Annotated in this window: 5 protein-coding genes and 1 pseudogene; 3 read left to right on the top strand and 3 right to left on the bottom strand. The window is 60.6% G+C overall.

The features are described from left to right. The first annotated feature begins 137 nt into the window (after window positions 1–137). Entirely contained in the window at window positions 138–1,733 is a 1,596-nt protein-coding gene (locus tag ABIB66_RS22400; protein WP_354208760.1) for an extracellular catalytic domain type 2 short-chain-length polyhydroxyalkanoate depolymerase, read from the top strand. Between the two features lie 54 nt (window positions 1,734–1,787). On the opposite strand, the gene ABIB66_RS22395 is transcribed toward ABIB66_RS22400, so the two are convergent. The 3 genes and pseudogenes from ABIB66_RS22395 to ABIB66_RS22385 all read right to left on the bottom strand — a co-directional run. Continuing rightward, window positions 1,788–8,705 carry an SDR family NAD(P)-dependent oxidoreductase gene (locus ABIB66_RS22395; protein WP_354255701.1) on the bottom strand — a complete coding sequence of 2,306 codons (6,918 nt, stop codon included), beginning with the start codon at window positions 8,703–8,705 and terminating at the stop codon, window positions 1,788–1,790. An 82-nt stretch (window positions 8,706–8,787) separates the two neighbouring features. Continuing rightward, a complete protein-coding gene (locus ABIB66_RS22390; protein WP_354208758.1) occupies window positions 8,788–9,186 on the bottom strand; it encodes a hypothetical protein in 399 nt (132 codons plus the stop codon). Between the two features lie 1,220 nt (window positions 9,187–10,406). Beyond that, window positions 10,407–10,544 (bottom strand): annotated as a pseudogene (locus ABIB66_RS22385) (transcriptional regulator); the annotation flags it as partial. Window positions 10,545–11,058: 514 nt separating this feature from the next. Between ABIB66_RS22385 and ABIB66_RS22380 the strand changes: the two are divergent. Beyond that, entirely contained in the window at window positions 11,059–12,786 is a 1,728-nt protein-coding gene (locus ABIB66_RS22380; RefSeq protein WP_354255698.1) for a cache domain-containing protein, read from the top strand. Between the two features lie 169 nt (window positions 12,787–12,955). Further along, window positions 12,956–13,909, top strand: a complete 954-nt coding sequence (locus ABIB66_RS22375) for an ABC transporter substrate-binding protein (protein WP_354255696.1) — start codon at window positions 12,956–12,958, stop codon at window positions 13,907–13,909. The last annotated feature ends 99 nt before the right edge of the window (window positions 13,910–14,008 follow it).

The raw sequence follows: 14,008 nt of genomic DNA, 5'->3' as shown, positions 1-14,008 counted from the left end.
CAGATCATTTGGCGGAGACGACTCCACTTGTTTGCTTGAATACCGGTCGCCGGGAAGCCCAGCGTCGACTCGTCACTAGGAAACCTAGCTTTTCAGTCCGGGGGTCCTCAATGAGATTATCTCGATCACACCTGGTCGTGACGTCCTTTCTGGTACTCGTTGCCGTCGCGGTCTGTTTGTTCTTTCCGCTCGACCGGCCCTTCGCCCAAATCGTCAAGACGCCGCCGCTTGCGGCCTACGGCACCGACCTGCAGCAGACGTCGGTTTCGGGCGTGTCGGCGGGGGCGGGCATGGCGCTGCAGATCCATGTCGCGCATTCGTCGATCATGCGCGGCGTCGGCATCATCGCAGGTGTCGCCTATAATTGCGCCGACTCGCGGCTGCCGTCGGTGTTTGCACGGGTTGCGCGCGGGCTGAAGTGCATAGACGGCGGTCCACTGTTTGGTGGGGCCGACGGCGCCACCTTTGCGGGTGACCGCACAGCCGACGCCGCGCAGGTCTCCGGTGCCATCGATGACCCTGCGGTGAATCTTCCGCGCCAGAAAATCTGGTTGTTCTCTGGCTATAACGACGGCGAGGTGCGGCGCGCCGCGATGGATTCCGTCGCGGAGTATTATGCGAAATACGTCCCGACCGCCAACATCTTCTACAAGACGAACAACAGGGCTCCGCACGCAATCGTCACCGACAACTATGGAGAGCCGTGCCTCGCGCTTAATCCCGGCTTCATCAACAACTGCCAATACGACGCGGCCGGACGGCTACTCGAGCATATTTACGGCCACTTGAACCCGCGCAGTACCGCGCAGACCGGCGCGCTCCTGGCATTCGACCAAAGTGAATTCACCGGAGCAAAGACTTCGGGCGAGATCTCACTGGCGGATACGGGCTACGTCTATGTTCCGACCGCATGCCAGCCATCGACCCAGCCATCGACAAAGGCATCGATTTGCCGCGTGCATGTCGTGTTTCACGGCTGCCTGCAATATGCCGGACTAGTTGGCGATGCGGTCACCCGGCACGCCGGCTACAACGAATGGGCGGACACGAACCAGATCATCGTGCTGTACCCGCAGACGATCAAGATGGACATTCTCAATCCGAAAGGATGTCCCGACTGGTGGGGCCTCAGCGATCAGCTTCCGCTGAACGCGGATTTCGCGCGCAAGACTGGTTATCAGATCAAGGCATTCCGGGCGATGCTCGATCGCCTTGCGCAGAATTTCTCGCCGCCATCGGGATCGGACACCTTCGGGATGCCGCAGGACTTCGCGGTGCCGGACAGTACGGAGAAGTCGATCGCACTGGTCTGGAGGCCCAACAGCGCCGCTACCGGTTTCAATATCTATCGATCATCCAGCAGCACTGGCCCTTTCACCAAAGTGAACAGCACACCGGTGCAAGGCGCGAGCTTCGCGGATCAGTCGCTCTCGGAGAGCACGACCTATTATTACCAGGTCAAGGCAGTTGGTCAGACTGCAAACGAGAGCCTCCCGTCCATTACCTTGCCGGGGGCGACAACGGCTCGGCCGGCCGCATGTGATCCGTACTTCAGCACCAACATGGTGCACGCGGCCTCGGGGCGGGCCTACTACCTTCCATTCGACGCCCTCGGGCTCCGCCGGGGCTTCCACGCGCTGGGTACCAACGATGAACTCGGTGAAGACGGAAACACGTTGAACCAGCTCACCGGAGAAGGGCAGTTCAGGTACCGCAAGGGCTATTGTCCTTGAGGCCGACGCGACCGCGACATCGCGGCCGGTGATTCTGCGTTTCGGCCGATCCGGTCAGTGCGCCGCCGGAGCTGCGAGCTCCTTCTCGATGGTCTGCAGAATGTACGTTTCGTCGTCGCCCATCAGGAAGTGCGAGCCTTTACGCACATGGTTGACGAACGTGGAACGCGTCAGGACACCCCAGCCAGCGGAGTCCTCTTTCGACACCCAGGGATCCGCTTCGCCGACGAAACTGCTGATGGGGAATGAAAGCGGCTCGCTAGGCCGGTAATGGTAATTGTAGGCCATTCCGAACTCGGCGCGGATCGTGGGCAGCAACACCTTTCTCAGCTTGGGTATCTCCAACATCCTGTTGGCGGGTGGCGTGTCGAATTGCCGGATAATGTAGGCGAAAACGTCGTCCGGTTGAGCATAGGGAGGGACGCTGACGTCGAATTCGTGGTGCAGCATCATTCCATAGGCCAGGTTGTCTTCGAAAACGCCCCGGCGCCGCAGCAAATGGGGCGGTCGTACGCCGCAGGCGAATGCGTGCTTGATCCAATGCGCAAGTTGCGGCGGCAGCGCGCAAAGCGTGGCGAACATCGTCAGTCCACCCAGACAGTGGCCGAAGAACGCCGAAGGCCGGTCGAGCGATTCCAGCAGCTCCGGCATCAACTGTCGGACAAAGGTGTCGAGGTCGCCCACCGCTGTTTCGTTGATCCGGGTGCCACGTCCAGGAGCCTCGACGGCCACCAGCTCAATGTGGTCGCTCAGCGACCGCGCGAGGGTCCGGAACGACGCGAGCCCGCCGCCCGCGTAGGGGAAGCAAAACAGTCGCGCCTTGGCGTTCGGATTCGGTTGCGGCGCGATCAACCACTTGCCAGGCTGGGACGCGGTCCTGGTGCCGGACAAGCCCGCGGCCCCAAGATCGCCATCCGTGCCATTGGGGCGATCGGCTGCTGCTCCTACAATCGTCCCGACAGGCGCGCTACCCGGGTCGAAACCATTGGCATTGATATTCAAAGCGACGGAAGCGCGGGGATGGGGGGCAGACCAGAGTGGTGTCGGTTCGCTGCGATGGCCAGCCTCTCGCTCTGATTGGGTGACGGAGATCGGGAGGGCATGTGCAGGAGCGTTGCCGACGAGCGAAGCCGGCATTCTTTCATGATCGGTTCCGGCTGCCTCCTTCGAGGCGGCAGCAGCTAAAGCTTCATTCAGATGTTGGGTCAACTCGTTGATGGTTGGTCCCCGAATCAGTTCCGGGATCGACATCGGGATGCCGAATTCCCGCTCCAGGCTGACCGAAAGCTTCACCGCGCCCAATGAATCGAGGCCGACTTCATTCAACGGACGATCCGGATCCAGAGGTTGGTCGAACCCGAGCTCCGCCATGATTTGCCGCTGTAGGATGCTCTGTACGGCGGGCCCCACATGCATTCCATTTCGAGGCGGAACGGCGATGGTTGTCGGGGCGATCGAAGCATCGGGAGGAAAGCGGTGCAGCGCCTGTTCCGCCGGGGGTCTTTCGGCTTGAGGTCGAATTTCGGAAGCCGGTATGGACTTCAACGGAAGCCAGAAGATCGGCATACCGCCGGCCGATGCGAAAGGGGGCGCGGCCACCGCAGGCTCACTTCGCTCCGGGCGCGGGCTGTTCTCCCAATCGGAAAAGACGCTGGCAATGAGCTGGTTGATCGTCGGCCCTCTGATCAGCTCTACGATCGGAACGGGAATGCCGAACTTCCGCTCGAGGCTGTTCGACAGGCTGACCGACATCAGCGAGTCGAGCCCGATTTCGTTGAGTGGCAGATCAGGATCTATATCCTCGACGAAACCGAGCTCTTCCTTGATCTGTTCGTGCAGCCGTCTCGACAGTTGCCCGCGTGACCTGCCGTTCACGTTGCGACCCGCGGTCGACGCGAGCGTGACGGAACCAAGCCTCCGAGGCTCGACGGCGGTGTTTACGAGATCGCTCAGGAAGCGGGGCATTCCAACTTTGCCGACGAAGGTCGGCCAGTCCACATCCACCACCGCGACCTGATCCACGTCCCGACGCATCATCAGATCGAACAGGCGAATCCCGCGTTCGGGAGAAACGAATTGCATCCCCCATGAGGACAACATGGCCTCGCCGCGGGCGCCTGAAAGGGTAGCCAATCCCCCCTCCGACCAGGCGCACCAGTTGATCACCATCGCCGGCAAGCCGGTTGCGCGGCGGTGCATCGCCAGCGAGTCGAGGAACGTACTGCTGGCGGTGTAGTTGGCCTGGCCGGCAGAGCCGAGCAAACTCAGCAACGACGAGTTTAGGATGAAGAAGTCGAGTTCGAGCGATTTGGTGTGTTCATGCAGCAGAAAACTTCCATACACTCTGGGCTCGAACAGGGCCGCGAAGCGGTCCCAATCGAGCTGAGCCAGGATTCCGTCATCCAGCAGCCCAGCCGAATGCACGACACCGCGCAGCGGTGGATACTTCTTGATCGTCTGGAGCAACCGCTTCACATCCTCCTCACGGCTAATGTCAGCTGCCACGACCTGGATATCGGCTGCTTTCAACTCGGCATCGTTGAATAACTCCCTTACGACCTCGGGACTCGCGTGTCGGCCGGTCAAGACCAGGTGCTTCGCGCCTTTGGCGATCAGCCATCTCGCAACGTTGTGCCCAAGCATTCCGAGGCCGCCAGTCACGAGATAGGTGGCGTGCGTGCGGATCAATGGTGGCCGCGCCGGCAATTCGGCCAAGGATTGCTCGACCAGTCTTGGAACGTAGCGCTGCCCATGCGCAGACAGCACGATCTGGGTCTCGCCATCCGGATCAAGTAGCTCGGCCGCCAACAGATCGGCGCCGAAGCCTTGATCGCTCGGTTGCATATCGATCAGTCCGCCCCAGAGCCCGGGGTGCTCGATGGCAATCGTTCGTCCCAGACCCCAAAGCGGCGCCTGGACTGGGTCGACTGGCCATTGGCTTGCCGGGCCCTGCGTGTTCGTGGTCACGAACCAAAGGCGGCCCACCGGACGCGCGGGACGCATTTCTACCATCGCATGCAGGATGGCGAGCGCGCCGCGGCACGTCATCTCGCTCGCGCTCTTCAGTCTTCCGAAGGTCAGATTGTCGATCGACGGCGCATCAAGCCCCCACAGGTAGACCACGCCGTCGCACGGCAGCGCCTCGGTCTCGGCGAGTTGGGCGAGCAGGCGGCGAAAATCCTGCGGGTCACGCTCGTTGGCGCTCCAGGCACGCGGCCCCTGCTGGAGAAATTCGTCGCTCCGGTGGACGAGGTGGGCATGATGGCCCAGCGCTTCCAGCCTGCTGGCGAGCGATGCACCGGCACCATTTGCATCAGCGAGAATGATCCAGCTTGCCGCGCGGTCCGTCCTGCCGCCGACCAAAGCCGGTAGGGCGGTCTCGCGCCACACAATCCGATAAAACATTTTTTGGTTGGCATCAGCCGGCACGATGGCCTCGAGCGGCAGCCTGCGCAGTGCGAGGCCTTCAAACTCGGCCACCAGCCCCCCCGCCGGATCGTAGACTTCGACATCCACCACCTGCGTCCCATCCTTTTCGATGCTGCGCCGCCTGGTGTGCACCCACGCAGTTTCGATCCCGTCCTGGTAGCAGCGATAGCCGGCGAGCGAGATCGGCAGGTAGGACCAACCATCGCGTTGCGGCTCTGCTACCTCGAGCACGAGCGGATAGGCTTGCAGGCATGCGTCGAGGAACGTCGGATGCAAGGCGTAGCGCGCGTCGGCGAGACCCTGCGGCAGTCGGACGCGCGTCAGCGTTTCGTCGCGACCCACATGCACTTCGCAGACCCCGCGAAAGGCCGGCCCATGTTCGACCCCGAGCTTCAACAGGTGATCGTAGAGAGTTTCAACGTCGCCTCGCGCGCAGCGCGCCTGGACTTGCTGCACGGAAAACGCCGACGCGCCCGGCGTATCGACCTTGCGCAACATGCCGGTCATGTGAGTCTGCCATGCCGCCGGGTCGTGGGCGGCCGCACTTAAGAGCCTGAAGCTCGCCCGTTCGGGTCCGAGCGGCTTGAGCAGAATCCGGACAGTCCGCTCTTCGTCATCGGCGAACATCATCGCCTGATGATGGATGACCTCGTCGAGGCTGATCCGCGACGTGCCGAAGTGCATCCGGCCCGCAGCCGTCGCTGCTTCGATCTCGACTGTCGTCGGCAGAACCACGGTCCCGAGAACCCGGTGGTCGGACAGATACTCGATGTGCGGCACGCCGTAGCGTGCCTCGTAGCCGATCTCCCTGGTGCTGCAATGGACGCGCGCGCCCACGAGCGGATGCGGCCGCTCCACGGGCGGAGCAGATGCACGGATCTCCATGTCATCGATCCAGTAACGCTGGCGCTGGAACGGATAGGTCGGCAGCGGTATGCGTCGCCACGCGCAGCCGGCATGCACCCCGGCCCAATCGATCCTCAGGCCTGCCAAGTACAGCGCGGCCAGCATTTCGGTGATCGCGGAGACGTCAGGCTTTTGACGATGAAGCGTCGCAATCCAGACGACGGCCTTCCCCTTGTCGCCGAGGCAAGCTTGCGCGAGGGGCAGCAGCACTGGGTGCGGACCGAGTTCGAGAAACGTACGGCAATCCAGCTTGGCCAGCGCGAGCATCCCGTCGCCGAACCGGACCGGTTCGCGCAGGTGCCGGCGCCAATAGATCTTGTCAGGCGCCGCGGTCATCAGCTCTCCAGTGACATTGGAGATCACCGGCAGCCGCGGCGCGTTGTGGGTTAGCTCGCCTGCGACCACTTCGAATTCGTCGAGGATAGGATCGGTCCGCTGCGAATGGAAACCGTTGGAGATGTGCAGTTCTCGATATTTGATATCCTCCCGGTCGAGCGCCACCAGCAGCAGCTTCAATGCAGTCCGGTCGCCGGACACGACCGTGTTGAGCGGACCGTTCATCGCCGCCACCGTGACGTCGGGCGCGACCTGATCAATCAGGGCACGAACCACGGATTGCTCGGCCCAGATCGCCGCCATGGCTCCGCCACCTGGGACCCGGTGCATCAGCACGCCGCGGGCAATCACCAGCCGTATTGCGTCTTCCAGTCCAAACACGTCGGCGGCGCAGGCCGCAGCTATCTCGCCCAGGCTGTGGCCGATCACGGCGTCCGGCGTGATGCCCCAGGACTTCAACAGTTCGGTCAGGGCGTACTCCACCGCAAACAGCGCAGGCTGGGTGTAGTCGGTCCTGTTGACGAGGGTGCCGTCGCCGCCGCGCGCGAAGATGACGTCGAGCAAGCCCTTTTCTAGAAACGGACGCGCAAGCGCGTCGCAACGATCCATGGCATTGCGGAACACCGACGAGGTCCGGTACAACTGCGCCGCCATGCCGGCCTGCTGGGACCCTTGGCCGGAGAACATGAACGCGACCGGCGCATGGCTGGTCCGTCGCAGCAGCACCGCATCCTCACTGGCCTTTTGCAGCCAAGTGGTAAGCTGCGTCTTCAGTTCGCTTACCGACAGGACACGTGCGGCGAAGCGAAAGGCGAACTGGCTTCTGCTGACATTCGTGGTGTAGCAGAGGTCGCCCATCGGCGCGTCGGGATGCTCGTTGAGCCAGTCCAGCAACTGGCGGACACGGGCGACCAGGGCCTCCGCGCTCTTGGCAGAAAGGGTCACGAGGTGCGGATGGGCGTCGGCGGTTCGGACGTCGCTCTGCGACGGCGACGGCGCCTCTTCCAGGATCGCGAACGCGTTGGTACCGCCGATCCCGAGGCTGTTCACTCCGGCCCGCCGCGGCGAGTCGCCAGGCGGAAATTCGCGCAGGGTTGTGTTTACAAAGAAGGGCGATGCGGCAAAATCGATGCGCGGATTCGGCGCCTGATAATTGATGCTCGGCGGAATCTGCCGGTGATGCAGCGTCAGCGCCGTCTTGATCAGGGCCGCAATGCCCGACGCCTGCTCGGGATGCCCGATGTTGCCCTTCACCGACCCTATCGAACAGAATTGCTTACGTGCAGTGTCCTTGCGAAACGCCGTGTTCAGCGCTTCGATTTCGAGCGGATCGCCCACGGTCGTCCCGGTCGAATGGCATTCGACATAGCCAAGACTGTCGGCGCTGACGCCAGCGAGTTCCAGCGCGTCGGCCGCCGCGCGTGACTGCTGACCTGTACTCGGTGCGGTGAAACTGATTTTAGCCGACCCATCGTTGTTGATTGCGGTCCCTTTGATGACGGCAATGACCGTGTCGCGATCAGCGATCGCTTTGTCCAGCGGCTTCAGCAGAACCGCGCCGACGCCACTTCCGAAAATCGTCCCCTGCCCGGCCGCGTCGAACGGACGGCAATGTCCGTCCAGGGAATAGAGGTTGCGCTTCTCCGCGAGGTATCCTTGGACCTGAGGGACACGGACCGAAGAGGCTCCGGCCAGCATCATGTCGCACTCGTCGAACCGCAGGTTCTGGCAGGCCTGATGCACCGCCACCAGGGAAGAGGAGCATGCAGATTGCAGCGTGAAGCTCGGGCCTTTGAGGTTCAGCTTGAACGAAACGCGTGTGCTGAGGAAATCCCGTTCGTTGTTGATGTGCGCGGGGCTTGCGGTCTGGCCGGGAAAGTCCGGGTGGCCCATCTTTGCGACAAGATAGGTCGAGACGATCCCACCGGCGCTGGCGATGACGCCGACCTTGCCGGGATAGTCGGTCGGGTCATAGCCGGCGTTTTCGAAGACCTCCCAGCAGACCTCCAGGAACAAGCGCTGCTGCGGGTCCATCAGCGTTGCATCCTTGGGCGAGTAGCCGAAGAACCCGGCATCGAACGTCTCGACCTCGAGCAGGATCGGCGCAGCCTTTACGTAGTTGGGGTTCGCAACTAGCGACGGGTCCACCCCCGCCGCGATCAGTTCCTGGTCGGAGAAGGTCCGGACGGACTCGACCCCGGCACACAGGTTCTTCCAGAACTCGTCCGCCGACGCAGCGCCGGGCATTCGGCACGACAGGCCGATGATCGCGATGTCGACGTTCCGCCGTGAACCGGTCATCTCGACACCTCACTCGTTACGCCATCAGAATGTCAGCTCACGAATTTACCGCTCCAGACTGTGCGCCGGCCTAACGGCCGCTCTATTCCTGAGAGGCCTTGGGGGTCCTTGGTTTGTCGAGCACAGCTATGAGGGAGTTCAGCAGCTGCTGCTGGGCTTCAATTAGCATGACCGAGCCGGAAATCACCTTCGGGACAGCCGCATCGAGCGCGGTCTTCATCTCCTCTTCGATATCGGCGTCCAGCGAGTTTCTCCGTGCTCCGGTCGGGTCCAGAATCATCAGCAAAGCCTGCAACTCGCATTGTGCCAGCGTCTGCACCGGCTTGAGGGCGCTTGCCTTGTCAATGCCGGCGAGTGCAATCCCGAGCATGTTTCTCTGGAAGGCGAGCACAGGCACCACCAGTAGGCCGATGCTTCGCAACATATCGCGTTTGCCGTGGCCCTGTGGTTGACCGGGGTCAGGGTCGTTGTCCGTGGGCATGCGAGTGCCTCCTGTGCAATGAATTTTTTCCTCGCCATCGTGCTGCCGGGCCACGACTCTAAACCAGCCGGCAGGGGCGGCCCGCCGTCTCGCCGGCGGGGCTTCAATCAATCGGCTGGGCTACTGTGCTTTCCACAGAACCGAAATGTACGACCCGGCGTAGAAGCTGCGCCAAGACGCTGGGCAGTGCAAGGATGGCCACAAAACTCAAGTGGAGGATAGCATCTTCTTCCCTCGAGTAAACCGGACGGTCGGGGGGCCTCTGTCGGCGGCGCAGTGAGGTGCAGAGCCGGCCGGGGTAGGTCACAGCTAAGGCGCCTAGCCGACGCTCAATTCAATTGGCTCAATGCGGCGAAACCAGACGCTTCCCCCATCTAGCCGAGAGTCGTGGCAGTTGCGCGCAACTGGCTCGACATGAGCACATTTGGGTGGTACAAGTCACAACGCGATCTTCGAGGTAAGTGTTTGAAATTGCTTGCGCTTTACGGACTGATATCCAGTCCGCCCCTGGGCACCTGTCTCACTCAAACTACTAGCCCCTCGTGCGGCAGCGTGCGAATTCTGGTTCTATGCAGCGCTGTCATATGACCTCTCGAACCTCATGGCGAACGTAATGGGCGGCGCGCCAAACGCCGCCCGGATCAACGGCGTTGTAATTGAACTCTGACCACCAATTGATTGACCACCGAAACCGCGTGAACAAACAGCTATAAAGATGGTCAATCGCGAGCGAACTTCATTGTTATTGTCGGTCTTTTCGCTTCCTACTTACGTTAGGAACGTAGGGGTCGCGGGTTGCGCATGCGATTTACAATGCAGGTGTAACCTATTGATCTATATAGGCCTATCGAATGGTTCTTTTACAGCTAAGTACCTGTTTGTGTTCGTAGAACATGAGACTCTTAATCAGCGGGTCCCAGGTTCGAGCCCTGGTGCGCCCACCAAAGGAAAATACTTATTTTCCAAGACCTTCGCGGAGTGGTCGCCGAGAGCAAAATGGGTCTCGTGCGACGTTTTCCAAATCGACCGCATCGCCAGCGCGGCACGACTTCTCCTCCGTTTTATATCCCTACCCGTTCCATAAAGCGTGCAGTCCAAACGGTACAGGCCGATTGGCCGCTCTAGTAGAATAGGATGTTAGAGCGAGCACACGGACGATCTGTGCGGGCCGTCCGTACGGAGTAATCGTCCTGCGAGCTGTGTGTGTTTACTCGGTCATCAGGGCCGGGCTCGGCAGCGCCGTGATCGACCTTCTCCATCGCAAAGCGCGAGGTGACGCTTTTGAGCGGTACGGCGTTGATCAGTTTCTTGTAGAACACGTCGTAGCACTGCATGTCGGGGATCACGACGCGCAGCATTGGGGCGTTGGAGTGCCAATTGGCAATTCCGGTTCTTGATCGGTAGTTCCCGTTGTTGGATTGGTATTTGCATTCGGGGCAGCGGCGACGGGCTCGCTGGCGGCGCCCGAGTTCGCCATACTCGCTGCTCCCGCGCCCGAAGGAGATGTTGCGGCCGAACCTGCCGTACCCGTATCGTCGTTGAAGTCCGTTTCGGGTCACAAGCGGCGAGCCTAGACGAGCCTTCTCATGTCCGACTATGCCGGTTGCGATGGTCTGGCGATCCTCCGGTGCTAAAGGCCGGAATGCAACAGTCGTGTTTTGTCTCTTTGGTGCGGATGATCGACTGGGAAGGCATGGCGCACGCTGTGCGCCTGTTCGATACGCGGACGCCGCCCAATCGGCTGTCACGGTCAGTGCGTTAGGAGGGACCCCGGTGTTGCGAAATCCAAAGCTTAAATGAACTTCGCTGGGGAGAGAGCGACATGTTATTCTGATCGATAGTCTCTATTTTGATTGTACAGGAGACCGGATCATGATTCCTCAAGATCGGTTTCGCAGCCTCTTTCCTAAATATTTGCTCGCGCTTTTCGTGGCTGTCGCAATCCCGCTAGCCTTCAACGGCGTTATCGAAGGATGGTTCGGCTATCGCGATCAGCGCGCGAGGCTTGACCAGTGGCTTGGTCTCCAATCAGCATCTGCGGCTGCCGAAATACACGATTTCATCCAAGGTGTCACAACTCAGCTTGGATGGCTGGTTCAGCTTCCGTGGACTGAGGAGCCCGACGAACGGCGGCGAACCGACGCGTTGCGCCTCCTTCGCCAGGCGCCCGCCATCACCAGTCTTACGCTCCTCGACGGCAATGGTCTGGAACGTCTCTACATCTCTCGGATCGGCCTCAATCGAATTGAGAGCCGCGCGGATCGATCAGCCGATCCCGCCTTGGCTGGTGCCCGGGTAGCTCAGGTCTGGTTTAGCGAGGTCAGCTACAATCGAGGCTCCGAACCGTACCTGACGGTGTCGATTGTCGGCAATCGACCGGCTGTCGGCGCTGTCGTCGCCGATGTCAACCTCAAGCTGATTTGGGACGTGATCTCCGCGATCAAATTTGGAAAAACCGGCTACGCCTTCGTTCTGGACCGATCGGGCCGCCTAGTCGCCCATCCCGACATCAGCCTCGTTCTGCGCGGGGCGGAAGAAGCAACCTCCGAACCTTTCCGCGCTATACGGGACGCTATAGGTCCGGGGCGGGGTTTCGCAACGAGCCGGGATGCACAGGGGCACTATGTTGCTGCCAGCGCGGCTCCCGTACAGGGTCCCGATTGGACCGTCGTGGTCGAGCAGCCCCTATCTGAAGCTTACGCGCCGCTCTATGCCGCCCTATGGCGGACCGTCATGCTTCTGGCAATGAGCAGCATACTCGCAGGCATTCTGGCCTATGTACTGGCGGACCGGATGACGGTGCCGATTAAATTGCTCGAGGAGGGCACGCAGAAGATTGGTGCCGGGTCCTTTGACCACCGCATCTCAATCCACACCCGGGATGAGTTCCAGCGCCTTGCAAACAGTTTTAACAGAATGGCTTCCGAGTTGGAGCAGGCACAACAGCACCAGGAGCGCATAGCCAAGCTCAAGCGTTTCCTTGCCCCCCAGGTCGCCGATCTCGTCGATAGAGCTGGCGACGACAGTGTGCTGGACGGTCGCCGTACGGAAGTCGTCGTTGTGTTCTGCGATCTGAGAGGTTTCACCGCGTTTTCAGCAGGAGCTGCGCCTGAAGAGGTCATGAGCGTACTGTCGGAGTACTATGAAACCCTCGGCAGGGTCATTGCGAAATTTGAAGCAACGCTGATTAACTTCTCTGGAGACGGGCTGATGGTTTTGGTGAACGCACCAGTCCCCATCGAAGAGCCTGCCTTGAGAGCAATCGATCTCGCCGTCGACATGCAGAAGAACGTGCAAGCCCTGATCGCCGGCTGGCAATCGCAAGGCTACCACGTTGGTTTCGGAGTCGGCCTTGCTAGCGGGCCCGCGACAGTCGGCCGGATCGGCTACAAGGACAGGCTCGACTACACTGCCATTGGCAGTGTTGTGAATCTCGCTGCCCGACTGTGCGCATCTGCCGCAGATAAGGAAGTTCTGATCGACGCCGAAGTCGCAGCAGCCGCCAAGGGCAAACGGCCCCTTGAGGAGCTTGGGGACCGCAAAATCAAAGGATTCGACGAAGCTATTCCGATCTTCGGGATATCCTTCAGCTGTCTCTAAGCAGAGCCTGACCGCCGGATGCCTGCACAATCTCGTCGAGGACTGTCTGGGCATTCAGGGCTATGCTGTGGCAATCGGCCGACGGCAGCGGATCGTAGCCATGAGGTGCGCCAACTCCAGAGCGGTAACGCTACGAAGACGTGCCAAGCGGCGTGATGTCCTGCTTCTGATGGCAGGTGTTGCGACGTGGACAACTAAATCGTTTGCGCAGAAACCCTCCTTGCCCGTCATTGGCTATCTTTGTCCAGAATCGCCCGAGCTCTTTGCCACTCGACTTCAGGCTTTTCAGCAGGGGCTTGGAGAAGCCGGCTTTGTCGAGGGCCGCAATGTAAAAATCGACTATCGATGGGCCCGCGGTGAGTATTCCCGATTGCGTGCGTTGGCAGCCGAACTGGTCGCCCGCAATGTGGATATCATCGTAGCACCTGGGGGCGCTCCCGTGGCGCTTGCCGCGAAAGCCGTGAGTTCAACCAAGACAATCGTTTTTGAGATGGGCGGCGACCCCGTCCAGCTACAGGTGGTCGATAGCTTGTCGCGGCCGGGAGGAAACATCACGGGAGTTTCGAGCCTGAGTGTCGACGTTTCGCCAAAGCGGCTTGAACTTATGTGCGATCTGGTGCCCACGGCGACGAAACTGACGGTTGTCGCCAACCCGACAAGTCCGACCGCACAGTCACAATTGCAGAAGCTTCACGCAGCTGCGGGCACCTTGGGCGTTCGATTAGATATTTTGGACGTAAGTAAGGAAGATGAGTTTGAAACGGTGTTTGATACCGTGGCTAAGGACAGGGCAAGTGGACTTGTATTTACCTCCGATCCCTACTTTGCCTTTCGCAGTTCGCGGTTGGCTTATCTCGCGACAAAGTATCGTGTGTCCGCGATCACACAGACCCGAGACTTTCCCGTTGCTGGAGGTTTGATGAGCTATGGAGGAGATTTCATGCAATCGCATCGGCGCGCGGGGCTCTATGCTGGAAGGGTACTGTTGGGCGAGAAACCTTCTGATCTTCCAGTCCAACTCGTTACGAAGGTGGAACTCGTTATCAACTTGAAGGCGGCCAAACTGCTAGGTCACGCGTTCTCCTCTGCATTCGTTGCCGGCGCAGATGAGGTGATCGAGTAAACTACGCGGTCCGGCTGTCGTCGGCTCTAGCTCATAGGCTATTTTGGACGGCTATCTGTTCGTGTCACCTTCAGGAAGTAGACCTTGCGCCGCTCTGAG

Source organism: Bradyrhizobium sp. F1.13.3 (genome assembly GCF_040548265.1).
Classification (GTDB): domain Bacteria; phylum Pseudomonadota; class Alphaproteobacteria; order Rhizobiales; family Xanthobacteraceae; genus Bradyrhizobium.
Note: the sequence above shows the minus strand (reverse complement) of the source record. Positions and strands in the feature narration are given on the sequence as shown.

What these genes read in the sequence shown, in the direction of transcription:
- ABIB66_RS22395 (WP_354255701.1), bottom strand. Translation starts at nt 8,705, where the DNA reads ATGACCGGTTCACGGCGGAACGTCGACATCGCGATCATCGGCCTGTCG.
- ABIB66_RS22390 (WP_354208758.1), bottom strand. Translation starts at nt 9,186, where the DNA reads ATGCCCACGGACAACGACCCTGACCCCGGTCAACCACAGGGCCACGGC.
- ABIB66_RS22380 (WP_354255698.1), top strand. Translation starts at nt 11,059, where the DNA reads ATGATTCCTCAAGATCGGTTTCGCAGCCTCTTTCCTAAATATTTGCTC.
- ABIB66_RS22375 (WP_354255696.1), top strand. Translation starts at nt 12,956, where the DNA reads ATGGCAGGTGTTGCGACGTGGACAACTAAATCGTTTGCGCAGAAACCC.